General features: G+C 34.5%; 26 protein-coding genes. 1 reads left to right on the top strand and 25 read right to left on the bottom strand.

The annotated features are described in order from the left end of the window. Positions 1-5 precede the first annotated feature (5 nt). The 14 genes from VTHSUH11_RS07565 to cobU form a co-directional block, all read right to left on the bottom strand. Positions 6-944: a Kae1-like domain-containing protein gene (locus VTHSUH11_RS07565; protein ID WP_105093209.1), complete on the bottom strand. Its 939-nt coding sequence runs from the start codon at positions 942-944 to the stop codon at positions 6-8. Further along, positions 944-1,348 (bottom strand): transcription antitermination factor NusB, encoded by a 405-nt coding sequence (nusB, locus tag VTHSUH11_RS07560; RefSeq protein ID WP_059362476.1) that lies wholly within the window; start codon positions 1,346-1,348, stop codon positions 944-946. The genes VTHSUH11_RS07565 and nusB overlap by 1 nt, the downstream gene beginning before the upstream one ends. 13 nt (positions 1,349-1,361) lie before the next feature. Then, complete coding sequence (locus VTHSUH11_RS07555; protein WP_059362473.1) at positions 1,362-1,733, bottom strand: Asp23/Gls24 family envelope stress response protein; 372 nt, start codon at positions 1,731-1,733, stop codon at positions 1,362-1,364. 11 nt (positions 1,734-1,744) lie between these two features. Continuing rightward, on the bottom strand, positions 1,745-2,134 hold the full coding sequence (locus tag VTHSUH11_RS07550) for an Asp23/Gls24 family envelope stress response protein (protein ID WP_059362470.1): 390 nt from the start codon (positions 2,132-2,134) through the stop codon (positions 1,745-1,747). Between the two features lie 130 nt (positions 2,135-2,264). Further along, positions 2,265-2,822, bottom strand: a complete 558-nt coding sequence (efp, locus tag VTHSUH11_RS07545; protein WP_009352604.1) for an elongation factor P — start codon at positions 2,820-2,822, stop codon at positions 2,265-2,267. Between the two features lie 15 nt (positions 2,823-2,837). Then, entirely contained in the window at positions 2,838-3,911 is a 1,074-nt protein-coding gene (locus tag VTHSUH11_RS07540; protein ID WP_105093208.1) for a M24 family metallopeptidase, read from the bottom strand. A gap of 70 nt (positions 3,912-3,981) precedes the next feature. Beyond that, on the bottom strand, positions 3,982-4,680 hold the full coding sequence (locus VTHSUH11_RS07535; RefSeq protein WP_105093207.1) for a pseudouridine synthase: 699 nt from the start codon (positions 4,678-4,680) through the stop codon (positions 3,982-3,984). A 33-nt stretch (positions 4,681-4,713) separates the two neighbouring features. Further along, entirely contained in the window at positions 4,714-5,352 is a 639-nt protein-coding gene (gene cobC / locus VTHSUH11_RS07530; protein WP_105093206.1) for an alpha-ribazole phosphatase, read from the bottom strand. Positions 5,353-5,361: 9 nt separating this feature from the next. Beyond that, entirely contained in the window at positions 5,362-6,492 is a 1,131-nt protein-coding gene (locus VTHSUH11_RS07525; protein ID WP_105093205.1) for a pyridoxal phosphate-dependent aminotransferase, read from the bottom strand. A gap of 14 nt (positions 6,493-6,506) precedes the next feature. Next, positions 6,507-7,385 carry a GHMP family kinase ATP-binding protein gene (locus tag VTHSUH11_RS07520; protein WP_105093204.1) on the bottom strand — a complete coding sequence of 293 codons (879 nt, stop codon included), beginning with the start codon at positions 7,383-7,385 and terminating at the stop codon, positions 6,507-6,509. Positions 7,386-7,439: 54 nt separating this feature from the next. After that, positions 7,440-8,327 carry an adenosylcobinamide-GDP ribazoletransferase gene (cobS, locus tag VTHSUH11_RS07515; protein ID WP_105093203.1) on the bottom strand — a complete coding sequence of 296 codons (888 nt, stop codon included), beginning with the start codon at positions 8,325-8,327 and terminating at the stop codon, positions 7,440-7,442. A gap of 7 nt (positions 8,328-8,334) precedes the next feature. Beyond that, positions 8,335-9,327 carry an adenosylcobinamide-phosphate synthase CbiB gene (gene cbiB / locus VTHSUH11_RS07510; RefSeq protein WP_105093202.1) on the bottom strand — a complete coding sequence of 331 codons (993 nt, stop codon included), beginning with the start codon at positions 9,325-9,327 and terminating at the stop codon, positions 8,335-8,337. 5 nt (positions 9,328-9,332) lie between these two features. Continuing rightward, positions 9,333-10,859 (bottom strand): cobyric acid synthase, encoded by a 1,527-nt coding sequence (locus tag VTHSUH11_RS07505; protein WP_105093201.1) that lies wholly within the window; start codon positions 10,857-10,859, stop codon positions 9,333-9,335. Next, positions 10,852-11,430, bottom strand: a complete 579-nt coding sequence (gene cobU, locus VTHSUH11_RS07500; RefSeq protein WP_105093200.1) for a bifunctional adenosylcobinamide kinase/adenosylcobinamide-phosphate guanylyltransferase — start codon at positions 11,428-11,430, stop codon at positions 10,852-10,854. Before cobU ends, VTHSUH11_RS07505 begins: the two co-directional genes overlap by 8 nt. Positions 11,431-11,493: 63 nt before the next feature. Between cobU and VTHSUH11_RS07495 the strand changes: the two genes are divergently transcribed. After that, a complete protein-coding gene (locus VTHSUH11_RS07495) occupies positions 11,494-11,832 on the top strand; it encodes a hypothetical protein (protein WP_059362441.1) in 339 nt (112 codons plus the stop codon). 40 nt (positions 11,833-11,872) lie between these two features. Here the strand turns inward: VTHSUH11_RS07495 and VTHSUH11_RS07490 are convergent, their stop codons facing one another. The 11 genes from VTHSUH11_RS07490 to VTHSUH11_RS07440 form a co-directional block, all read right to left on the bottom strand. Continuing rightward, the gene (locus VTHSUH11_RS07490) at positions 11,873-12,388 is read right to left on the bottom strand and encodes a cob(I)yrinic acid a,c-diamide adenosyltransferase (protein WP_105093199.1); all 516 of its coding nucleotides are present in this window, start codon (positions 12,386-12,388) and stop codon (positions 11,873-11,875) included. 21 nt (positions 12,389-12,409) lie between these two features. Continuing rightward, positions 12,410-12,817 (bottom strand): nucleoside-diphosphate kinase, encoded by a 408-nt coding sequence (gene ndk / locus VTHSUH11_RS07485; RefSeq protein WP_059362434.1) that lies wholly within the window; start codon positions 12,815-12,817, stop codon positions 12,410-12,412. 19 nt (positions 12,818-12,836) lie between these two features. Then, positions 12,837-13,697 carry a zinc metalloprotease HtpX gene (gene htpX, locus VTHSUH11_RS07480; RefSeq protein ID WP_105093198.1) on the bottom strand — a complete coding sequence of 287 codons (861 nt, stop codon included), beginning with the start codon at positions 13,695-13,697 and terminating at the stop codon, positions 12,837-12,839. Between the two features lie 47 nt (positions 13,698-13,744). Then, entirely contained in the window at positions 13,745-14,671 is a 927-nt protein-coding gene (gene thrB / locus VTHSUH11_RS07475) for a homoserine kinase (RefSeq protein WP_105093197.1), read from the bottom strand. A gap of 4 nt (positions 14,672-14,675) precedes the next feature. Then, on the bottom strand, positions 14,676-15,965 hold the full coding sequence (locus VTHSUH11_RS07470) for a homoserine dehydrogenase (RefSeq protein WP_105093196.1): 1,290 nt from the start codon (positions 15,963-15,965) through the stop codon (positions 14,676-14,678). 42 nt (positions 15,966-16,007) lie between these two features. After that, the gene (locus VTHSUH11_RS07465) at positions 16,008-16,457 is read right to left on the bottom strand and encodes an ACT domain-containing protein (protein ID WP_059362422.1); all 450 of its coding nucleotides are present in this window, start codon (positions 16,455-16,457) and stop codon (positions 16,008-16,010) included. A gap of 16 nt (positions 16,458-16,473) precedes the next feature. Further along, entirely contained in the window at positions 16,474-17,460 is a 987-nt protein-coding gene (locus VTHSUH11_RS07460; RefSeq protein WP_105093195.1) for a lysylphosphatidylglycerol synthase transmembrane domain-containing protein, read from the bottom strand. Then, the gene (locus tag VTHSUH11_RS07455) at positions 17,457-18,311 is read right to left on the bottom strand and encodes a ChbG/HpnK family deacetylase (protein WP_105093194.1); all 855 of its coding nucleotides are present in this window, start codon (positions 18,309-18,311) and stop codon (positions 17,457-17,459) included. The genes VTHSUH11_RS07460 and VTHSUH11_RS07455 overlap by 4 nt, the downstream gene beginning before the upstream one ends. A 204-nt stretch (positions 18,312-18,515) precedes the next feature. After that, positions 18,516-19,310 carry a TrmH family RNA methyltransferase gene (locus tag VTHSUH11_RS07450; RefSeq protein ID WP_105093193.1) on the bottom strand — a complete coding sequence of 265 codons (795 nt, stop codon included), beginning with the start codon at positions 19,308-19,310 and terminating at the stop codon, positions 18,516-18,518. Continuing rightward, entirely contained in the window at positions 19,292-21,022 is a 1,731-nt protein-coding gene (locus tag VTHSUH11_RS07445) for an ABC transporter ATP-binding protein (protein ID WP_105093192.1), read from the bottom strand. Before VTHSUH11_RS07445 ends, VTHSUH11_RS07450 begins: the two co-directional genes overlap by 19 nt. Beyond that, complete coding sequence (locus tag VTHSUH11_RS07440; RefSeq protein ID WP_105093191.1) at positions 21,006-22,736, bottom strand: ABC transporter ATP-binding protein; 1,731 nt, start codon at positions 22,734-22,736, stop codon at positions 21,006-21,008. The genes VTHSUH11_RS07445 and VTHSUH11_RS07440 overlap by 17 nt, the downstream gene beginning before the upstream one ends. Positions 22,737-22,903: the final 167 nt, after the last annotated feature.

Genomic DNA, 22,903 nt, shown 5'->3' with positions numbered 1-22,903 from the left:
TATACCTACTCTTTTGATGCTAATAATGCTCCGTAGGCATTACCAGTAGCATTGTCGACAGAAAACTTAGGAGTTGCAAAGTAAACCTTTACATCATTTTTATTGCAGAAACCTTTAATACGATTTCGTAATATGGAATTACTCATAACACCACCTACTGCAACTAATGTTGATACTGGTGTATGTTCAAGATGATATGTCAATAATTTTTCTAAGGAGTTTCCTATACAACTAAAGAGTGCCTTACTTATAGATGCAGGAGCGACACCATTTCCTATATTGCGTAATGCCGCACTACAAGGACCAGCAAAGCTAATCCATCCCTCTTTAACTGATGAAGGTAATGGATCATATGTATCCGTTTGTAACGCAAGCCGTTCTAATTCCTTGCCACAAGGAAATTGTAAGCCCAACGCAACACCGACGCGATCAACAAATTGTCCACCTTGCAAATCGTTAGAGCCACCGATGATAGAACTTTCAAAAACACCTTTACCTTTATATTCTGTTAGCACAAGTTCTGTTGTACCACCGGAAAGATGCAAGGCATAGAATGGTTGATTTGGGATAGATCCTATGTCACGCAATGCTGCCAATATATGATTTTCTTGATGGGAAAACTCGTACATTGGTACTTTCATCATATGGCTTAGCGCACGACCAAAACTATGACCTACAAGAAAAGCTGGCATATAAGAATCATCAGCCCGTCTAGGAAAGGCACTGACACCAATTCCCGATAACGGAACTTGAACTAACTCTTCTATAAGACGAGGTAGTACCTTTGTATGTTGAAATACCATATTAGACTGTTGAAGGCCTTTCATACCAGACTTGACGTCCAAAATTTTACGAGCTTCCCCTACAATATTTAGTTCATCATCAATGATGGCACAGCTCGTCGTATAGCAGCTTGTGTCGATTCCTAGAAAGTATTGTTTCATTATTTACTCTTGTTATAAGCATCTAGAATAGCATTAATTAATTTGTAAGATGCATCAGAACCAAAAGATTTTGCTAATTGTACAGCTTCATTGATTACGATAGATGGAGATACATCTTCACTATTATAATTGAGCTCCCATATAGCAAGACGTAAAATAGCGCGGTCTACCTTATCCATAAGTTCTAATTTACGTTTTGTGCAAAATGGATTAAGTATTGTATCGATTTCTTCTGTATGGGCTAATACACCGTCAATCATTTGATTTGCATAAGCAATATCCATAGATAGAGTTACTTCGCCTTCAGGGAAGATTACATCATCGTTACAAGTGTGAAATTCATTAGCGTATAGCACTTGGAATGCATATTGACGTGCTTCACGTCGATTTCTCTTTTTAGACATGTTATTTCCTCTATTATTCTTTCACAATTCCTTCAATATGTACATCAACCTTTACATTATCAAGATCGAGCGTGTTCTTTAAGGTTTGTTTAATTTCAGATTGTAATTGTTTTGCTATATCTATTACATTGTAGCCATATAAAACACGGATATAAATATTGATTTCCAAAAATCCTTTTCTATGTTTTACATTGATACCAGGTAGATTTTTTTGACCAAATGCATTTGTAATACCATCTACAATCTCATCATATAAGCGAGGGCTTAAAGAATGAATACCAGGAATTGTGCTAAGTGGTTTGATAGCAACATCGATAATCACCGAATCAGCAATATCAACAGTTGCTGTATCTAAACCATAATTTAATTTATCGTCTTGGCTCATAGGTCCTCCTATTATTCTTCACCTTGAGATGTATCAGGTGTAAAATCATCAAAAATAATATCTTGGACTACGATATCAATAGTTTCAACATCTATTTCCGTATAATTAACGAGCGCCGTTTTAATTCGTTCTTGTAAACGAAGGGCAATATCTGGTATGCGATAGCCATAGGATATACTTACGTACAATGTTACGGAAAGAGCCCCTTCATCATTGAAGGAAATTTTTACACCTTCATGGGCGTTTTTACGTCCAAAAAATGTATTTACACCGTCATTAAAGGTAGAACTCATATGATGAATCCCTTTTGTATCCAATGCGGTCATACTAACAATAGTAGCGTATACATCGTCAGCAATTTTAATTTTACCCGTTTCTAACTCAGTTATTTTCTTAGTCATATAGGCCTCTTTCAAAAAGAGCACCTGTCCCTATATAATGACATAGACGACAAGTGCTCAGCTCAACAAAGATATATGGGGGACTATATTACATTTAAAAGATCTGGCCCACTATATCAATGAAATAGTTTTAGGCACGTTCGATGTATTGACCTGTACGTGTATCAATACGAAGTACATCGTCTACTTCAATGAAGAGAGGTACTTTTACAGTGTAGCCTGTTTCTAATACTGCTGGTTTGTTACCACCAGTAGCAGTATCACCACGGATACCAGGATCTGTTTCAACAACGCGAAGTTCTACAGCTACAGGTAAGTCAAGACCGATAACGATACCTTGGAAGAACATGATGGATACTTCCATATTTTCAAGAAGGAAGTTTTTAGCTTCCCCTAATTGTTCAAGGGTAAGTTCAACTTGGTCATAAGTTTCGTTATCCATGAATGTATAAGCACCATCAGACTCGTATAAGTATTGCATACGACGACGATCAACGTGTGCTTTTGGCACTTTTTCACCGGCATTAAATGTACGTTCTACTACAGAACCTGTTTGCAAGTTTTTCATTTTAGTACGTACGAATGCAGCACCTTTGCCTGGTTTAACGTGTTGGAAATCAACTACTTGCCATACATTACCGTCGATTTCAACGGTTACACCTGGGCGGAAATCATTACTGGAAATCATCTAACTCTTCTCCTTCTAAATACCTATTTCAATTAACTCTTTTGGACTATGTGTTAATACTTCACAGCCATTAGCCTTAACAATAACACTATCCTCTATTCTCAATCCGATTTCACCAGAAAGATATATGCCTGGTTCTACCGTAATGATCATATTTTCGGAAAATACCGTGTTGGATTTCGGGTTGGCCACAGGTTCCTCATGAATTTCTAATCCTACACCATGCCCTGTACCGTGATTAAATTCCTTGGTATATCCATTATCTCGTATATAGTTACGACATACTGCATCAAGCTCTTTGCCTGTAATTCCAGCACGAACAGCTGCAACACCTCGTTTTTGTGCTTCTAAAACAATAGTATACAGTTTTTTCTGTAATTCTGATGCGGGCCCCATAACGATTGTTCTCGTCATATCTGAATGAAAGCCTTTATAAACAGCACCAAAGTCAAAGGTAACAAAATCACCGGCTTCAATAACCTTATCACTAGCCACACCATGTGGCATGCTAGACCGATTGCCAGATGCAACAATAGTAGCAAATGATGGTTCCTCAGAACCACATTTTAACATTTCTGTTTCTAAGATGATACGTGCTTCGTTTTCGGTCATCCCCACCTTTAATTGTGGTAAAAGTGCAGCAAAAGCTTCATCACCAATCTTAGCTGCTTTACGCATCAATTCTAATTCGTCTTCACGTTTCACCGCGCGTAGTGTTGCAAAGTTAAGAGACGTGAAATTAAAGCGTTCATCTAACGTATCACATAAAGATTCATAGGTATCTACAGGCATATATTTTCCTTCTATACCAAAGAGGCCTTCATGGATGTGATTGTCATTAAAAATATCTACAAGAGTATCCATAACAGTTGTTTCGTATTGAATAACCGTATATCCTTCACATTGCTTTGTTGCTTGCTCTGTATATCTAAAATCGGTAATCATAAAGGCCTGATCTTGTGTGACAATAGCAAAACCTGTAGTACCAGTAAAGCTAGCAAAATAATGTAAATTGGTTGGACTGATTAAAATAACACTTGTTAACTCTTGTTCTTTAATATACTGTTGTAGCTGATTTAAACCATTCATAATCATGCTCCTAGTCTATAAAGTACACTTTATAATACCATAAAATACCTATATTGGGTAGATTTTCATGCTATTTTTTAAAGTCTGCAATTTCTTGGTCACCAATTTCTAAGTATGTATTAGTTTCTTCAATTCCACTTAGTGTAATATGGCCTACTGACAATCTTTTTAAATACGTTACTTCACCACCTGCAGCCCCTATCATACGTTTTACTTGATGATATTTGCCTTCTTCAATGGTTATTTCTAGCGATTTATCTGATAGGATATTGATCGTAGCAGGTTTACATTGTATTCCATCGCCTAGAACTATACCGGCTGATATGCGTTCTAGGCCCTCTTTAGATAGTATTCCATGAAACTCAACATAATAAACCTTAGGTACATGTTTATGCCCATTGATAATCGAATGAGCCCATACTCCATCGTTAGTGAGCAATAATAGACCTTCTGTATCTTTATCTAGACGACCAACGGGAAATACGCCCATTTTTTTAAATTCAGGAGGTAATAAATCCATTACTACAGGATGTAACCTATCTTCTACTGCCGTTATATATCCAGCAGGCTTGTGAAACTTAATATAATATAGTTGTTTTGTAGATATTTGTGAGCCGTCAACCGCTATAGTATCGGTATCAATGTTTATAGGATGATCCTTTTTCACCACAATGATATCATTCACGGTAACACGTCTATCTTTGATGATTTGATGAACTTCTTTGCGACTACCAAAGGCCTTGTTGGCTAATAGTTTATCTAAACGCATTTAAGATTCCTTTCTTCTATTTGAAAGAAGCTATTATACATGTCCTCTTAAATTATCTACATGAGCTGTATCATTGAGCAAGTTTAAAATATTGTGATCTGATTCACCCATACCATTATAAAACACGCGATTAATGGCTGTATTTCCTTGGCTGAAATTCCAACAATGACTGATGGAGATATCGAGTAATTTACATAATATAGTACGTATTGTACCACCATGACAAGTAATTAAAATAGTTTCATCTTCATTATTTTCATTTAGAAAATCAGATACTGCACTCCAAGCACGATCTTGCACCTCTTGAAAGCTTTCACCATTAGGTACCTTTACAATATCAGGGCGACGATACATTTGATCAATAAGGCCAGGCCAACGTTCTTCTATTTCAGTAAAAAGAAGCTTTTCCCAATCGCCAAAATTAATTTCACGTAATCGTTCATCTGTTTTTATCTCTAGTTGTCGATTTCCACGTATCGTTTCAGCCGTTACAAGAGCTCTTGATAGATCACTAGAAAGAATGCGATCAAAATGAACATCCTTTAAGGCATTACCACAAGCTTTGGCCTGTGCAATACCGTTTTCATTAAGTGGCACATTTGTAATACCTTGGTATCGACCAATCTTATTCCACTCGGTTTCTCCATGTCTAACAATATATAATGTTTTCATTTTTAATCCTTATTTCTCAAAAATGGCAGATAGTAAACGAATAAGTTCTACGTTATGGTTGTGATCTTTTATGGCAATCCTCATCCATTGCGCACCTAAACCATTATAGTTGGCACAATTGCGTATCAACACATTATGTTTCTCTAGATTTCTTTGCACATTATCAACTGTTATAGTAGGATTTTGGACTTCAATCAATATATAATTAGCCGATGGCTTATATACAATGAAATCTTCTATAGCAGATAGCGATTTATACATAAACTCAGATTCGTTGGCCAATAGGTCTTTCGTATTCTTGATGTAGTTGGTATCATTCACGGCAGCTGTAATATAAGCCTGTGATAAGGTATTAACAGACCATGAAGGAATATAGGCACTTAATTTTTTGATAAGTGATGGATTAGCAAAGGCTGCACCTATGCGAAGCCCAGGAACAGCATAAAATTTAGTAAAAGAATGGATAATAATTACGTTGTCATGATGATAAATAAGACTTCGCATAGAATAACTATTATCACAAAGTGAATCATTTCCAATAAAATCGATAAAAGATTCGTCTATAACTAATAAACTGTTTGCATCATGCAACATGTTAGCAAGTTTATCAATATATTTTTTATCGAGTAATGTACCATCTGGATTATTCGGATTTCCTAAGAAAACAATGATACGCCCATCCTGCCCCTTTAATTTAGCAGCAAATGTTTGTAACGCCAAATAAGGTATTTCAAAATACGGGGTACCCTTTTCATCTTGTCGTTGGCGATAAAAAATATCTCGCACAGGAATATTGGCTGCATCCATAGAATTACGATATTCTGAAAATCCTGGTGCAGGTACAAAGGAGCCTGTAAATTCAGGTAATCGACCTATGGCATATAATAACTCCGCCGCACCATTACCGATGAGAATAGAATCCTTATTTACACCATATACGTCTGCTACTGCATTTAGTACATCATCATTAGTAGGGTCTGGATAATGTGAAATATAATCTAAGCGCTTATTAAGTGCTTCTAATCCCTTTTGACTAGGTCCTAATGGATTAATATTGGCACTAAAATCACATACATCCGATGGATTAATATGATGTTCGTGGGCAAATTTAAAGATATTACCGCCATGTGTATCTGGCATATAAGGATCCTCCTTTATCGTTTTATATATGTTAAACCTTCATTTGTAGTTTCCACAGTATCAATATATTGTAAAGTTGGTAATTTCTTTTCAATATAGCGTCTACAATCCTCTACTGCATTATGATCATTAGGAAATAACAAGCCCATTATCGTACCGCTATGGGCGATAATTGTGCCTACACTTTGGAATGCATTACCTATATCATGGAACTCATATAAATTAGGTTTATATAAAATTCTTTGATTAGCAAAAGCACTTAAAGTTGCGGCTTGGCCTATTAAAGTAATGTCATGTGATTCTAAACCCTTAGTAAAGAGTTCTAAAGCTTCCTTTATAATAGGTTCTTTTTCTTGAATTTTCTGAAATAAATCTCTTTGTTTATTAAATGATACGGTATCAACAATGCCACCTTCATCAAAAATAAGAATTTTCAAAGGTGGACACATACCCATGAAATTACAAATCGATCCATTTATATAGTCAAATTGGGTTATACCAGGATAAAAAGAAGCATCTGTAGGTTCTACGGATAAACAGATCATTTCTAATTCTTTAGGCGTTAAAGTTATATTTAGAGATAATGCAGTCGCCATAGCTGCTACAGCAATATCAGCTGAACTAGAGGCCATCCCCTTACCTTGTATAATATCAGAACGAACATAAATAGATGTACTATCCTGATTCGCTATCGACAAAGTGTCTTTTACCAGTCTACAAGCTTTACTTGCCTTCGGCTGTAAGGAGCAATAATAGTGTGGTAATGGATGTGTTACTTGACTAAGTGCATAGGAATATCGGTTAATTGGACAGGTCACGAGAAATGATTGTCCATCAATTGCGCCTTGAATAAATTCCCCACATGTGCCAGGTGCACGAACATAATAAGTCACTAATTCCTCCTTACAATTTAGAATCAATAATAATTACTTAATTATTCGCAGATATTAAAAAATAGGTCCTTTTAAAAAGGTTGATAAAAACGTCAAAGTGATAATATAGACTAAAATTAATAGAACCTCTGTTAGTTCTACGACAAAACCATATGTATCTCCTGTAGTACCACCTAATTGTTTAACAATATAATGGTTGAGAATACGATTAATAATATAGCTGATTATCATAGAAAATATATTGATTTCCATTAAACCAATGCAGGTGTATGCTAATCCGAACATAGCCATATTAAACGGTATGAATGGGATGGAAAAAATGCTTGTAACACCCAATGTTAGTGCATATAAGAATGCTAAAATTATACAAATAATTAGAGGCATACATAGTGTAGAAATTGTACTCCAAGTAATGACGTGTTTTGGTGCATACTCTGCAAAGGCTTGCCCCATTCCACTTTTACGTGCATATGGATAGGATCGAATGCTTAAGATTAATGTATAGCGACTCATTAGTGGCATCATAATAAGAATGATTGGAATAAATTCAGGCATAGGAATGGCTGTTAATAATTGCCATTTAAGGAGTGTAACAAAAACAAATGCTACTACACCAAAGGATCCTATACGACTATCCTTCATTATTTCTAATTTTTTCTCACGCTCACGGCCAGAAAATAGGCCATCACTGGTATCCATTAATCCATCAGCATGCAATCCACCAGTAAATAGAAATTCACTAATAACAATGAATAACATTAATGGTACAGGCGCTAAAAATTGGGAAAATATAAAGTAAATGATAGTTAAAAATATACCTATGATTAAACCTATATAAGGAAATGTAGCAACAGACTTCCCAAAATCCTCCATGGTCCATTCTGTTTGATTTACTATTTTAAGTCTAGTTAGAAATTGCAAAGCAATAAAGAAAGGTGTCATGTATTTACTACTCCATACATAAATAGGTTACAAAGGATGTAATCATAATCATGAGTATCGTTGAAAGATACATCATATATATACAACGTATTATATGTAAACGGTTCAAAGATTCTAAAGCATCCCCCATGTATTCACGGAATGTCATCTTTTTAAAATATTGATTGTATCCACCTAAACGAATATGTAAAGCGCCTGCTACAGGAGCCTCTGCATAGCCCCCATTAGGACTAGGATGTTTTTTGGCATCTCTTAGCCCTATATGAAAGGCGTTTTTAGCATCAAATCGCAAGATAAAGGCAGAAATAACAAATAATATAAAGGTTATACGTGCAGGTATCCAATTTAACATATCATCAAAACGAGCGGCTACACGTCCAAAAAACATATACTTTTGATTTTTATAACCTAACATAGAATCCATTGTATTGGCAGTGCGATATAAGATGGCCCCTATTGGCCCACCTAGAATAAAGAAGAACAATGGTGAAACAATACCATCAATTGTATTTTCTGCTATCGTTTCAACGGTTGCTCTAGTGATTTCTCCTTCATCTAGATAATCTGTATCACGACCAACAATCCATGAAACACGTTCTCTTGCCTCATTGATAAATCCTTGTTTTAATAATCTGTTAATTTCAAAACCTGCCGCACCTAATGAACGTGGAGAAATAGTTATATATACAATCAAAACTTGAATTACATACTCTACCCATTCATTGATAAGGCCACCTATCCAAAGAAGTAAAGAAGCGATGATATATACGGTTAACAGTATAAAACCAACCGTAATACCGCCATACCAAAGTTTTTTAGTATCATTATCTGTTTCTTTGTAAAATACAGCTTCATAAAATGTAATAATACGGCCAATTAATGCTACAGGATGAAATTTACTGTTAGGATCACCAATAATTGTATCGATAATAAACGCTAAAATTGGAATGCAAATATAGCTATATTGCTTAAACCAATCTAAGAGTATATGTAAATCCATTAAAATCACCCATTATCCTTTAATAATGACATGATATAATCCATGTCTAAATGTTCTTCTACAATGTCTGCCAAGCGATTATAGGCATTGTTTTTATGTTCAAAATAATGGAATACGACAGGCATTTCCTCTAATCCCTTGCGTAAACGTAATTGGTTGACTATAAAACGACGGAAATCATCATTATCAAAAACGCCGTGAATATAAGTGCCCATTACTTGATGTTGACCATCGATAAAGCCGTCTACCACCTCAATTGCACTTTCACTTCGTTTAGTAATTGTAAAACAACGTTTAACGGATTCATCATTTGGTGTTGTATCACCCATATGAATTTCATAGCCAACGAGCTCACTGCTAGAGAATTGGCCATCAAGGAATTGTAAATTATCTACATCAAATGTTACTTGATGAGTTGTTTTTTGATCCTTCATAGTAGTCGTAGAATTAACTAGACCTAAGCCTTCGCTTTCTTCGATATCTCCTTCCATATGATGAGGGTCATAGATTGCAGTGCCCAACATTTGATTTCCACCACATATACCAATTACGGGTGTTCCTTTTGCCGCTAAAGCCTTAATTTCATCAGCCAAACCAGAATTTTTTAAGTACGTTAAATCAGCTAGTGTATTTTTAGACCCTGGCAAGATAATTAAATCAGGTGTTCCTATTACATCACCATTGCCTACAAATCGCACTGATATATCAGGTTCATAATTTAGTGCATCAAAATCGGTGAAATTAGAAATCTTAGGTGTTTGAATAACAGCAATTTGAATTTCTTTAGAGCCTTTATTTCGTTTGTTTTCCAATGCTACAGAATCTTCCTCATCAATATCAAGATTTTCAATAGCTGGAATTACACCTACTACTTTTTTACCTGTTTTTTCTTCTATGAAAGTTAATGCTGGTTCTAAAAGTTTAATGTCTCCACGGAATTTATTGATTACAATTCCTTTTATTAAATCTCGTTCTTCTGGCTCTAATAGTTCTAACGTACCTACGATAGAAGCAATCGCACCGCCTCTATCAATATCAGCAATTAAAAATACAGGTGCTTGAGTCATCTTAGCAATGCGCATATTAACGATATCATTAGCCTTTAAGTTAACCTCTGCAGGACTACCAGCACCCTCAATAACTATCATTTCAAAGTTTTCATCTAAAAAGGCTAGCGATTCCTTAACTTTATCAAGTGCAGTTAGGGAGTATTGTGTGTGATACTCCTTCGCACTATATACACCAACGGGTTTTCCCATTAATACTACTTGGGATGATTGATTACCTGTTGGTTTTAGTAATACAGGATTCATCTGTACAATAGGATCTATACCAGCTGCTTCAGCCTGAGCAACTTGAGCACGACCAATTTCATCGCCCCATTTGGTTACATATGAATTTAAGGCCATATTTTGTGCTTTAAATGGTACTGTTTTATAGCCCATTCTGTAAAAAATACGGCATAATGCAGTACAGAGTATACTTTTACCTACATTAGAGCTTGTTCCTTGGAACATAATTTTCTTAGCCATTTATATGAACCTCCTGAGATTTTAATTCAATTGTTATACCACTAATAGTCAAATACATTTTATCAGCAGCAGTAGCAACTTCACGATTTACACGACCACTAATATCGCGGAAATATCTAGCTAGTTTATTTTCAGGCACTATACCTAAACCAATTTCATTAGTTACGAATATAACAGTTTTATTTTCGCTATTGTTGATATCTTGTAACAGTAAATGTATTTCATCTAAAATAATTGATTCTATTCGATTAGCATCTTCTTGATGATTCACTTCACCATATGCAAATAAATGATTTGATGTAAACATAGTAAGACAGTCAATTAATATGATATCACTTACAGCACTAATTTTTTTCCAATTTTCGTGTAAATGAAGGGGAATTTCAAAGTTATCCCATTCTGTTCCTCGACGCTCTTGATGTTTCTTGATTCGGTCTTTCATTTCCTCATCAAAAGCTTGTCCCGTAGCCACATATGTTTTACGACCTGTAAGGGATAATGCTAATTGTTCTGCAAATTCACTTTTTCCACTACGCGCCCCTCCGGAGCATAGAATAATTGTAGATTTCATAAAGCACCTATACAAGTATATATAATTTCTGTATCATAATTAGTATAACAAAGGAGATACACTATGGAAATTATGAATATGAAACTAAAAATGATGTCCACCCTCTGGGAAAATACATATCGTGTTGCCATTGAAGATGGACAAGGTGGATATATTGGAACATGTCGTGCAGTTGTAAATGTACCAATCGATCCTTCTGAATTGCCACCAAACGCACCAACTGTTGAACCACAGCTATTTGTATTAGTAGAGGATTTTTCTTTTGATGTTTCAAAAATAATTAATTTTGAAGCTACACTATCTGATTTATTACGTGAGAAATTTAGATATCAAATCCCTCATATTTTCTTTTTCTATCCGAGTCCTCATGATGTATTGAATCAAGAAATTACACAATCTTAATAAAGAAAAAAGCTATGTGAATGACATAGCTTTTTTTCGTTTATTCTTCTCCGATTTCTTCCTCTACACGGCTCAAGATAAAACATAAATCAGAAAGTCGATTTAGATAACGTAAATTAGACTCATGTACACTTTCACCTTCATCTAATACACGCCATAACTCGCGTTCTGCACGACGAGTAACAGTTCGAGCTACATGTAGATATGCAGAAGATTTATTCTCGCCAGGTAAAATAAATTCTGCTATTGGCTCTAATTTAGCATCAAAACGGTCGATAACCTTTTCCAAATGTTTTACTTGTTGATCTGTAATTTGTGGTGCTTGGTTTAAGCTTGCAATATCAGCCATCAAAGTCCATAAGGATCGTTCAATATCAAGCAACTCAGCTTGGACTCTTACATTCTTAGCATAAGCACGAGCTAATCCGAGGAAAGCTTGAAGTTCATCAATCGTACCATAGGCTTCAACGCGAAGAGAAGATTTTTTTACTCGTTCCCCGGTATATAGACCGGTTGTACCTTGATCACCTGTTTTTGTATAAACACTGCTACCCATAGTCGTACCTCCTATTATGAATTATTTATATTCTGGAAACCATAATTTCATTTCACGAGCTGCAGACTCAGCAGAGTCAGAGGCGTGTACAACATTAGAATCTAAAGTTAAGGCATAATCACCACGAATACTACCAGGGGTGGCATCTAATGGGTTAGTTGCACCATTGATAGCTCGAACAGAAGCAACGGCATTTTGGCCGCCTAGTATAAATGCTAATACGGGGCCAGAAGTAATGAAATCCACTAATTCTCCAAAGAATGGCTTATCTTTATGCTCTGCATAATGTTCTTCTGCTAATTCTTGCGGTGTTTGAAGTAGTTTCATAGCTTTAATTTCTAAGCCTTTGCGTTCATAACGACTAAGAATTTCACCACATAGTTGACGTTTTACGCCATCTGGTTTAATAAGAACTAATGTCTCTTCCATTTTCATACCTCCTATATTATTAAAATCTATAATGTGGATTTAAGGAAAGTTTCTTTAATCTAGCAATTCTATCTTGAGTACTTGGATGTGTACTAAACAGATTTGATAAGCTAGCACCGATACCCATCATCGGATTTATGATAAACATATGCGCTGTAGCATTATTAGCATTAGGCAAAGTACCATATTTTGAATATTCCTCAATTTTTGCCAATGCAGATGCTAATCCTAATGGATTTTTACTGAGCATTGCACCGCCCTCATCTGCTAAATACTCACGAGTACGAGAGATACTCATTTGAATTATGGCAGCAACCAATGGAGCTAAAATAACCATACCAATCAATAATAGTGGATTAGCATTATTATCTCGATCATCAGAACGGCCACCAAAGAACATACCGAATTGTGCAATAGTGGATATAGCACCGCCTATAATGGCGGCAATTGTACTAATTAAAGTATCGCGATTTTTGACATGTGTTAACTCATGCCCTAATACGCCGGCTAATTCATCATCGGTCAATAGACGTTGAATGCCAGCTGTTACGGCGACAGCTGCATGCTCAGGATTACGACCTGTTGCAAATGCATTCGGCACATCACTTGGAATAATATAAATCTTAGGCATAGGTAATTTGCCATTTTGCGCTAATTTTTCAACCATTCCATATAACTTAGGATTTGATTGAGCTGTAACCTCTTGGGCATTATATTGAGCTAATACAATCTTATCACTATACCAATATGATGCAAATGACATCCCCGTTGATAAGATGAACATAAACATCATACCGCGAGCACCGCCAAAAGCATTTCCTAATAATACTAGCATTGCAATCATACTTGCTAGTAACATTGTTGTTTTAAAATTATTCATAAAATCCTCCAACATAAGTTTTTGGAATATGCCTTAACTATTTTTTATTATATCACATTTTGAATAGTTGTGGCGCCTATCGTATCAGCCTCTAATATGTATATTTTGTTTTCAATACCGTGAAAATCAAAAATTTGTCCCATTGCCTCTGCTACAGTTTGTACATGTGCCTTATCTGTATAAGCGATTAATGTGGATCCGGATCCACTAATCGTTGCCCCATACGCACCAGCAGCTTTAGCTGCTGAAAACACTTTATCACAATGGGGAATTAGAGTTTTACGATAAGGAACATGCAAATTATCCTCTAAAGCTACCTCTAAGTTAGACAATTGATTTGTAATCAAACTAGTTACAAACAATGATGCATGGCTTACATTTTGAACAGCCTCTTTAAAAGGGACGTGATTTGGTAACACTGAACGCGCATATTCTGTAGAAACTAATACTTCTGGTACTACTACGGCAAACTGAAGTGACTCTGGCACTGGTATTACAGTATTTAACACTCTGTCTTTTAAACCTGTAGCGCAGCAAAGATTACCATAAATAGCGGGTGCCACATTATCAGGGTGACCTTCCATACGATTGGCAATAATTAATAAATCCTCTTTTGAAAGCGGTGTCTTTACAAGCTCATTAGCTAATAAAAGACCACCAACAATAGCAGTACTACTACTTCCGAGACCACGTGAAGGTGGAATTAATGTATCGGACTTGATATGTCCATATTGAATTGGTTCTTGCACCTTTGCAAATACTTGCTCCATCGCAATACCAATAAGATTTTTTTTAGGATCTTCCTTTTCCAAAATATCTGCACCATAACCTGTAAAGCTATAAGTAAAAGATGTAGCTTTACCATCAGGTGTAAATTCAAATACATTATATAAATTTAAAGCTAGTCCAAGGCAGTCAAAGCCGGGCCCGCAGTTAGCACTTGTAGCGGGCACTTGTACACGAATAGTAGTCATAAGGTTATGCTTCCATAATTCTGATTACACTGCTTACTTCTTTTACAGAGCGTAAGCTATTGAAAGAATCAATTAAATTTAAAATATAAGAGTGTGGGCATTTAGATGTAACAATAGCAAGCACTGCCGTTTCAGGATCTTTGTTACGTTGAACAATGGAAAGTACAGAAATCTTTTGTTCTGCTAATTTTGTGGCAATTTTTGCAAGAACACCTGTTTTATTATCAACAGCTAATCGAATATAGTAACTAGATTGAATTTTACCTGGAGAGTAAATATTTTTTTGATCAAAGTAGAATGGTTTAAATCTACCTGTAGATTCAAATGCAATATTTTTAGCAACTTCCATAATATCACTTACAACAGAACTACCTGTTGGCAAACTACCTGCACCACGACCATAGAACATGGCATCATCAATACCATTACCCTTGATATAAATGGCATTATACGAACCGCGTACAGAGGCTAATGGATGTGTTAATGGCACAAAAGCAGGGTACACATTGAGCGATAAACCTTTTGAAGTTTCTTTTGCAATGCCGATGAGTTTAATATTATAACCAAACTCCTTACCATAAGAAATATCTTCTGTATCTATTTTAGTAATGCCTTCTACAGTAACATCTTCGAAGAATATACGACGATTAAAACTAATAGATGCTAAGATTGCAAGCTTTCGTGCCGCATCTAACCCTTCTACATCGGCAGTAGGATCAGCTTCTGCGTAGCCTAAGTCTTGAGCTTCTTTTAAAACCGCTCCATAACTTAAGCCTTCTTCTGTCATTTTTGATAATATAAAGTTTGTTGTACCATTCATAATTCCTACGAGTTCAGTAATATGATTACCACCAAGGGATTCATATAAAGTTCTGATAATTGGAATACCGCCAAGTACAGATGCTTCAAAACGTAAATCAACCTTATTTTTATACGCTAAATCAAATAAGTAAGGTCCTGCTACAGCTAATAAATCTTTATTTGCTGTAACAACGCTTTTACCATGTTTTAAAGCTGATTCAACACAGTCTTTGGCAAATGTAGTACCACCCATTAATTCAACGACAATATCAATAGATTCATCATTAACAATATCGTCTATATTAGTTACATATTTAGCTGTACTAGGCAAGGTAATATGACTATATTTCTCTGGGTTACGTACAAAAATTTTAGAAATCTCAATAGTCACACCAGAACGATTTTCAATTAAATTAGCATTATCCTGTAATAAGTTGAATGTTCCTTGTGCAACGGTGCCAAATCCTAATAAGGCTATTTTTACAGTCTTCATAACAGTCCTACTCTCTTTTATTAATAGTCAATGCAAAGCAAATTATGCTTGGCCTAAAATTTCTACTTTAATGATTCCTTTCATATTGCGTATATCATGTAAAAGTTCTTCTAAAGAACCTTGTAGATTTTTTGTTTCGAAAGAAATACTACTATTAGCAATTCCTTGTAAAGGAATGTCTTGATTAATTGTCAAAATACTGCCATTTTTATCAGCAATAGCCTTTAATACACTTGATAACATACCAGATTCATTTGACATAGATACGGTAATACTTACAATTTTACCTTGGGCGATTTCAAAAAATGGAAATACATAATCTTTATATTTATAATAGGCTGAACGACTTAAATCCATCTTTTCAACAGCTTCATTAATCGTTTTAACCTCACCAAGCTTTAGAATTTCTTTTACTTTAATAGTTTTTTTTATTGCTTCTGGTAAAATATCTTCTTGAACTAAATAGAATTTGTCCTTTTTTGGCTTTGACATACTAATTCTCCTTATTTTAATTTGATGTTTCCTGAGCGACAAATTGACGTCCATATAAAGTTAATACAGCATACATACCGATAAAAAATGGAATATACTCTGCCATTACACGCCACGCAACAGCTATAATACCAACGGTACCACTTGGTACATATGGTGCAAAAAGTAAAATAAATAATCCTTCTGCAATACCTGTTCCCCCTGGTGTGGGTGCAAAGTAAAGTATTAAATTTAATAATATCATTCGATCTAATATCGTAATGATTGGTACATTTGTAGTAAAAGCGAACATTAAGGCCGGTGCTATACAGTATAAGAATATTAGACTTAATCCTGATTCTATAAATACAATAAAGGATTGAACAGGCTTTTTATATAATAATGAAAGACCTTGATTTAAAGTTTCAAGTTTAGCTAACCAGTCTTTGGTTTTATTAGCCTTATAGCGTTGTGCTAAGTTGTAAACAAATTGCCTCATATATACGGTTTGGAGAATATATGTACCAATTAATGTAGCGATAACAGCTAAAAAAGAGAATACCAATAACATATCTCGTGAAATATATGGGATTTCTATAGCATCATATAGAAATACAAAAGGCAACATAATCACTAAAAACATAATAGAAAAAACCGTTCGTATTAATACGATTGGAGTTCCTTTACTTATAGGCACATTATAACTTTTTAATACTAGAACTTGAGCAACAGCACCACCGCTGGCACCTGGTGTTAACATAGCCATAAAGTAGTTACTAAAAATAACACGAAGAACTGCTTTTATCGATAGTTGATAACCACCTATTCGCACGAGTCGCTGTAATCTTAATCCATCAAAATACATCCCCAACGCAAGGGCCAATATAGCTAAGAATAATGATTCATGATTAAACGTTGTAATTGTCTTAAGAGCTTCTAAATCTATAGTGTAATAAATAATTCCTAGAGATACGGCCAATAATAAAAAAAACATCAATATACCGCGTCTCATCATCTTACTCATAATAGATCCCCATAATTTATAAGTTCGATATTATGTTGATTGATATATCTACGTACATGATCAGACATCATTCCTGATAGTTCTTCTTCCCAATGGTAATCCCAATTGAAATGTTGATTTAGCACTAAGTTATTATTACCTGGGTGAGTCATTATTTCGTGAGTTCCGGATAAGGATTGAACTTCTTTTAAAATGGATAGCAGAACACGCTCATCCAATTGTCCACCATTAATCATGCCCCAAAAATATTGGGTACTATGAATTCCCATACTACGAATAATGGGTAACGCTCGTGCAGCTACTGTACTCAAACCACATTTTCCAGCAATACGAACAGGATTGTATATGCCATTTAAGAAAAACATTTTTTCATTAGGTATACGAATCGCTTTAATATTATGCTGTAAAGCTTGTTGTAAGATGATAGGTATGATACTGGGTAATACATGCATATGTTGATGTCCATCAATATGAGTTACATTAATACCAGTATCTATAATTTTAGAGACTTGACTACGGATTTCTTTTCTTACCTCATCGTAATTTATGGAGCCACTATAAATACGCTTCATAAATTCTACATAGGAATCAACAAATACACCTTCTTTAGTTACCAAAGTAGGGATTTCACTGGGATCACTGACAGGGTTTAGCCCGCCTACTAATGCTATATGAATACCAATACCCAACTTAGGATATTTTTTTGCCATTTCTACTGCTTCATTAAAAGCAGCACCACTTGCCAATAAGGACGTGCTAGTAATAACACCTTTTGTATGCCCAGAGATAATGCCTTCGTTAACCGCTGTGTGAAGGCCAAAATCATCGGCATTTATGATTAATTTTGACATATGAGTGCCTCTTTTTTCGTAAAAAAATGGGAGAACGATGTTCACCCACAAAGGATATATGTTATTTTAACAAATACAGGAGTTAAAAATCAATACAAATTAGTGATGCTTGTGTACTGACAACGGACTTTTTATATCATTTTCACATAACTTACATACCCTGTCATCATAGATAATCGATGACAGGGTATGTAACATGATATATTAAATTTGTTCTCTTACTTTGTACATACATAGTGCGGCTGCAATAGAAACATTTAAAGATTCTATATCTCCATACATAGGAATAGTTATAGCCTGATCACACAGTTGTATAATGTCATGGCTTACTCCATTCCCTTCATTACCTAAAACAATCATAGTTCTCGGATTGTATGTAATAGAATGATATGGCTTAGCATTTTCTAATGATGTTACATAAGTTGATATATCGTTATCTTTTACAAAGTCATAAAACTCAGATAATGTAATATCTTCAAAAATAGGAATGTTAGACAATGCACTCATTGTGCTTCTAACACATTTTTCATTATATGGGTCTACTGTACCTTTTAGTAAAATTATACCTTTAGCCCCAGCGGCTACTGCTGTACGAATTATAGTCCCTAAATTCCCTGGATCTTGTACGCCGTCTAGAGCAATATATAATCCATCTTCAATGGAAAAGGACTGTAAGTTTAGTTCTCTTTTTTTAGCTATACCAATGATGCCTTGTCCATTTACAGTATGTTCAATCTTATCAAAAATGGGGTCCTGTACTAAATATATAGAGGGTATATTCATTTCTCGTTGTATCATAGGCTCTAATTCATTACGTTTTGATTCTCTAATAAAAATTGAACGTAATGAACCTTTTTTGGCAATATCTGTAACGGCACGAACGCCTTCCACAATATATTCACTATATTTTTGTCGAAATTTTCTCTGCTGTAGACTAATGATGTGTTTAATCGTTTTATTGTCTTTAGATTGAATATAATCTATTTTTGATGATTCCATAATTGGTAAAAATCCCCCTTATGTTGCATAAGTTCTTCAAATGGTCCGCTTTCAACAATATTACCATATGAAAGAACAAATATACGGTTTGCTTTTTGTACAGTTGATAAACGGTGAGCCACATTTATAATAGTCTTTTCACCACGAATAGTTTCAATACTATCTTGAATCTGTAATTCTGTATGACTATCAATATTAGCAGTAGCTTCATCAAGTAAAAGAATTGGTTTATTTAAAATTAAAGTTCGTGCAAATGCTAGCAATTGTTTTTGCCCATCTGATAACAACGATCCTAAATACCCTACCGAAGTTTGATAGCCGTCAGGCAATGATTCAATCATATCATGTAATTTAACCTTTTTAGTAGCATCTATGATTGTATCCATAGAAATAGAGGAATCATATAAATTAAGATTATCTTGTATGGAGCCTTTAAACAGGTAAGCATTTTGAAACACATATCCCATAATATTTCTAATCATAGAAGCATCATAGTTATGTATATCTTTACCATTAATGTATATATGCCCCTTAGTAGGACGTAATATTCCCATTAATAGTGAGAGTAATGTAGACTTACCACTGCCAGATAAACCGACAATTCCAATATATTCGCCTTTTTTTACTGTAAAAGATATATTTTTGAGGGCATATGTTTCATTATTATCATACGAATAACTCACATCTTTTAACTGAATAGATTCAATGGTTTTAAATTCTTCGGGAACAGTTGTTACTAATTCACGTTTTGGCTCGTCTAATATAGGTATCAATCGTTCTGCACCGGCCAAGGCACTTTGTAAGGAATTATATTTATCAGCAATCTCTTTCATCGGTTGAAAGAATCGATCCATATATTGAATAAAAGCAAATACTGTACCTGCATCAGCTACAGAATCTAATAAATTTGTCATAGTAAAAATAACAATAAGTGCTACAAAGAATAGTCCATCTACGAGAGGTCTAAATATAGAAAACGTAGTTACTTCAAATATACCAGCATTCAAAAAATCACGATTTACCGAATCATATCGACGTTCAATACTTCTTTCACCCAAATAAGTCTTAACAATCAAAATATAGTTTAACAATTCTTTGATGCTAGAGTTGGATGCGGCTACCGATGAACGAACTTGACGAAATGCACGGCGAGAAAACTTTTGATATACCCAAATGATAAATCCCATAATAGGAATTAACAAAGTCATCACAATCGCTAATGGTACATTTATAGCATACATAAAAACTAATATACCTATAATCATCAATGCACTACTAATGAGTTTTAATAATACATCGGTATATAAGGTTCGAAGTGACTCAACATCATTAGTAATCCGCGTTACCCAATTACCAATCGGTAAGGTTTGAAAATCAGCAGCTGTCTTATGAAGAATCTTTTCAAAAACAGAACTGCGAATATGATAGATAATTTTTTGACCAAAAGTGGCAAGTAAATAATTTTGTAAAAGAATAAAAATAACACTGCATATAATGGTTATAGCATATACTCCTGCATAATATTGTATGGTGTGTAAATCTTTTACAGCAAAACCTAAGTCGATTGCTTGTTTCGATAGATATGGCCGTATTAATGTAGATAGTAAATTAAAGATTAATGAAAAACTAGCTAAAATTAGTAGCCATAAATAAGGCCTAATATACCGTGTTAGATAGGTGAATAGGCGCCAGTCATTATATTTTAATTTCATTAGTCGCCCCCCTATTCTGTGCTGTATACATTTGATAATATAATCCTTCTTTTTTCATTAACTCCTGATGGTTACCAATTTCACGAATCATACCATCATCAAAAACAATGATACGATCTGCCTCCTTTATTACTTCTAATCGTTGAGAAATACATAAAATGGTTTTATCTTCAGTAGCTTTCAAGGTTTGAATCATGTCATTTACCGTTATGGCATCTAATGCAGAGAAACAATTATCTAAGAGCAAGTATGGAGCATTTTTATAAAAGCCACGCGCTAAATTGATTCGCTGCTTTTGACCGCCTGATAAATCGCGTCCCTCTTCAGCTAATACACTTAATGAATTCTCTAAGTCATTCCCTAAATCACGATATAACTGTGCTTTTTTAGCTGCCTCAGATACAGTAATATGATTTTCGTTTTCATAGCCAAAACTGATATTATCAGCAATGGTTGAACTTAATAAATAAGATTGTGTTGGAACATAAGAAATAGAGTTTCGTACAGTACCGATAGGTATACTTGTAATATCTTGATTATTAATATAAATCGTTTTTGCAGGTGCCTTTTGTAGCCCTAATAAGAGTTTAAATAGTGTGCTTTTCCCAGATCCTGGTTTCCCCACAATACCAACAAACTCCCCCTTTTTAAAGGTAATATTAAGTTGACGTAAAGCTGATGTCTTTGCTTCATCATAGGTAAAATTTAAATATCTAATATCTATATCACCTAAAGCAAGCTGTTTTCCATCGGTACTGTTACATTCGGCAGGTAAACTCATAAAATCAATAATTCTATCTAATGAAGCAAGTCCTTTTTGAACAATGGCAACTAAAGAACCGAGAGAAATTAATGGCCCTATAATTAGCATAATAAAAGCATTAATTGTAACGAATTCCCCTACTGTCATAAGTCCTTCAACAGCTAACGTACCACATATATACATGCTAATACTGATACAAATAAATGGAGCAATCATTGTAAGTGGTGATAAAACTGCATCGAGTATTGCAACATTCATATTGTCTTTGTAGTTTTTCTTGTTTATACGATTAAACAATCCACTAATGATAGCTTCTTTATTAAAAGCTCGAATGACCTCCATACCTTGGAATAGTTCCTGCCCAAATTCTGTCATATCACTATAGGTTGTTTGAGCTTGACGTTGTTTTTTTCTTAAACGACGTCCCAAAGTGAATATAGATATTAAAATAATCAAGACAGGTGTCATTATTTTTAAGGCTAATAAAAAATCTATTTTTTGAATTAATATAATAGATCCTAATAGGGAGTACAAAATAATATCTACCAAAAGCATGATGCCTAAACCTAGTGCAACACGTAGTGATGTAACATCATTGGTCATTAAGGCCATAACCTTACCAGGACCATTAACATCATAGTATGTCGTTGGTATCTCTAAGGCTCGAGCACATAATTTTTGACGAAATAAATACTCCATGCGTCGTATAGACCCTAGTAAAGTACGACGAGAAATAACCTTTAATACTGTAATTATTATTAATAACCCAATAAAATATAGTATGTATTGTGTTAAGCCCTCTTTATTTTGACTTAATGTATCGATAGCACTACCTATTAATTGAGGAACAATTAAAAATGCCACATCAATAGCGATTAACATAGTTAATCCTATAAGGTAATATATACCTTCACGGCGAAAAAATTCTTTAAAAATAGCAGATGGATTCATTAAATAACCTCCTCTTATCTTTCTATCGTACCATTTACATGTTATTTCTTCTACCACAAAACAATAAATCCATGTCTTTTTCAAATAAAAAACTATATCGAAAAAATTAGTTTACTTAAATATTTAGAAATGGTATACTAACTGTAGAATTATTGTTTAATCAATTT

The sequence above is a fragment of the Veillonella tobetsuensis genome (assembly GCF_002959935.1).
In the GTDB taxonomy this organism is placed as follows: Bacteria; Bacillota; Negativicutes; order Veillonellales; family Veillonellaceae; genus Veillonella; species Veillonella tobetsuensis.
This window is presented reverse-complemented; position numbering and strand designations above follow the sequence as displayed.

Bases quoted from the DNA above. Each gene is read 5' to 3' on its own strand.
- VTHSUH11_RS07565 (WP_105093209.1), bottom strand. From the start codon at position 944: ATGAAACAATACTTTCTAGGAATCGACACAAGCTGCTATACGACGAGC.
- nusB (WP_059362476.1), bottom strand. From the start codon at position 1,348: ATGTCTAAAAAGAGAAATCGACGTGAAGCACGTCAATATGCATTCCAA.
- VTHSUH11_RS07555 (WP_059362473.1), bottom strand. From the start codon at position 1,733: ATGAGCCAAGACGATAAATTAAATTATGGTTTAGATACAGCAACTGTT.
- VTHSUH11_RS07550 (WP_059362470.1), bottom strand. From the start codon at position 2,134: ATGACTAAGAAAATAACTGAGTTAGAAACGGGTAAAATTAAAATTGCT.
- efp (WP_009352604.1), bottom strand. From the start codon at position 2,822: ATGATTTCCAGTAATGATTTCCGCCCAGGTGTAACCGTTGAAATCGAC.
- VTHSUH11_RS07540 (WP_105093208.1), bottom strand. From the start codon at position 3,911: ATGAATGGTTTAAATCAGCTACAACAGTATATTAAAGAACAAGAGTTA.
- VTHSUH11_RS07535 (WP_105093207.1), bottom strand. From the start codon at position 4,680: ATGCGTTTAGATAAACTATTAGCCAACAAGGCCTTTGGTAGTCGCAAA.
- cobC (WP_105093206.1), bottom strand. From the start codon at position 5,352: ATGAAAACATTATATATTGTTAGACATGGAGAAACCGAGTGGAATAAG.
- VTHSUH11_RS07525 (WP_105093205.1), bottom strand. From the start codon at position 6,492: ATGCCAGATACACATGGCGGTAATATCTTTAAATTTGCCCACGAACAT.
- cobS (WP_105093203.1), bottom strand. From the start codon at position 8,327: ATGACACCTTTCTTTATTGCTTTGCAATTTCTAACTAGACTTAAAATA.
- cbiB (WP_105093202.1), bottom strand. From the start codon at position 9,327: ATGGATTTACATATACTCTTAGATTGGTTTAAGCAATATAGCTATATT.
- VTHSUH11_RS07505 (WP_105093201.1), bottom strand. From the start codon at position 10,859: ATGGCTAAGAAAATTATGTTCCAAGGAACAAGCTCTAATGTAGGTAAA.
- cobU (WP_105093200.1), bottom strand. From the start codon at position 11,430: ATGAAATCTACAATTATTCTATGCTCCGGAGGGGCGCGTAGTGGAAAA.
- VTHSUH11_RS07495 (WP_059362441.1), top strand. From the start codon at position 11,494: ATGGAAATTATGAATATGAAACTAAAAATGATGTCCACCCTCTGGGAA.
- VTHSUH11_RS07490 (WP_105093199.1), bottom strand. From the start codon at position 12,388: ATGGGTAGCAGTGTTTATACAAAAACAGGTGATCAAGGTACAACCGGT.
- ndk (WP_059362434.1), bottom strand. From the start codon at position 12,817: ATGGAAGAGACATTAGTTCTTATTAAACCAGATGGCGTAAAACGTCAA.
- htpX (WP_105093198.1), bottom strand. From the start codon at position 13,697: ATGAATAATTTTAAAACAACAATGTTACTAGCAAGTATGATTGCAATG.
- thrB (WP_105093197.1), bottom strand. From the start codon at position 14,671: ATGACTACTATTCGTGTACAAGTGCCCGCTACAAGTGCTAACTGCGGG.
- VTHSUH11_RS07470 (WP_105093196.1), bottom strand. From the start codon at position 15,965: ATGAAGACTGTAAAAATAGCCTTATTAGGATTTGGCACCGTTGCACAA.
- VTHSUH11_RS07465 (WP_059362422.1), bottom strand. From the start codon at position 16,457: ATGTCAAAGCCAAAAAAGGACAAATTCTATTTAGTTCAAGAAGATATT.
- VTHSUH11_RS07460 (WP_105093195.1), bottom strand. From the start codon at position 17,460: ATGAGTAAGATGATGAGACGCGGTATATTGATGTTTTTTTTATTATTG.
- VTHSUH11_RS07455 (WP_105093194.1), bottom strand. From the start codon at position 18,311: ATGTCAAAATTAATCATAAATGCCGATGATTTTGGCCTTCACACAGCG.
- VTHSUH11_RS07450 (WP_105093193.1), bottom strand. From the start codon at position 19,310: ATGGAATCATCAAAAATAGATTATATTCAATCTAAAGACAATAAAACG.
- VTHSUH11_RS07445 (WP_105093192.1), bottom strand. From the start codon at position 21,022: ATGAAATTAAAATATAATGACTGGCGCCTATTCACCTATCTAACACGG.
- VTHSUH11_RS07440 (WP_105093191.1), bottom strand. From the start codon at position 22,736: ATGAATCCATCTGCTATTTTTAAAGAATTTTTTCGCCGTGAAGGTATA.